Consider the following 844-nt stretch of genomic DNA (forward strand, 5'->3'; position numbering starts at 1 on the left):
GAAATATGGGGCGCTCTACCGGCTAAACTACTGCAAAGAGGTCAAGGAAAAGAACCGTACCTATTACGAGGTCTACATGCTGTCCAGAACGGAGGCCACGCTGGAGGCGGATAAATGCCTGTCCTTCGTGTGCCTCCGGCCTGACGGGGCCATTGAATCCCCCAGCACCGTCAGCCTCATGTGCCGGAGGGCAAAGGAGAAGGTCCCCGGCCTGGAGGACTTCCACTTCCACATGCTGAGACACACCTTCACCAGCAATCTTCTCTCCTACGGCGCGGCCCCCAAGGATGTGCAGGAGCTGTTGGGACACTCGGATGTCAACACGACCATGAACATCTACGCCCACACCACCAGAGAGGCAAAGCGTTCCAGCGCAAGGCTTCTGGACAAGGTAGTGAGCAGCGGCTGACGAAGTTTTCCCTTAAATTTTCTCATAAGGGAAAAATCAAGGGAAACGGGCAGGCCGACAAGCCTCAAACGCCTTGAAAACACTGGCTTTCCGGGGGATAGAGGCTCTGTTGATTGACAAACCATGATTTACAAAGTACCCATTCCTATCCTTTCCCCTAACCCCTCTCCTTTGGAGCAGGAAACGGCTACGCCGCCGGAACGGAAACGAAAGGAAGCGGAAGCACAGACCGCCTTTGAGATTTACCGGGAGATCATCAAGGAAAATATCGACTACGACATTCTCATGCAGGATATGAAGTTTGACGGGGACAGGCTGAATGAGATTGTAGACCTCATGCTGGAAACTGATGTGGTATAAAAAAGTTGACACCTTTTCCTCAAGGGAGTAGAAAAAAGAGAAGAAGAAGGAGGCGGAAAAGGCAATGGCCCGGAG

1 protein-coding gene and 1 pseudogene are annotated in these 844 nt (G+C 52.5%); both read left to right on the forward strand.

All coding sequences use genetic code 11. From position 1 onward, the window contains the following. Window positions 1-409, forward strand: a 409-nt coding sequence (locus D1646_RS16875; protein WP_160637594.1) for a tyrosine-type recombinase/integrase, incomplete at its 5' end; no start/stop codon positions are given. Between the two features lie 141 nt (window positions 410-550). Next, window positions 551-757: pseudogene (locus D1646_RS16880) on the forward strand (DUF6017 domain-containing protein); the annotation flags it as partial. Between the last annotated feature and the right edge of the window lie 87 nt (window positions 758-844).

The sequence above is a fragment of the Pseudoflavonifractor sp. 60 genome (genome assembly GCF_009911645.1).
Taxonomy (GTDB): Bacteria; Bacillota; Clostridia; order Oscillospirales; family Oscillospiraceae; genus Lawsonibacter.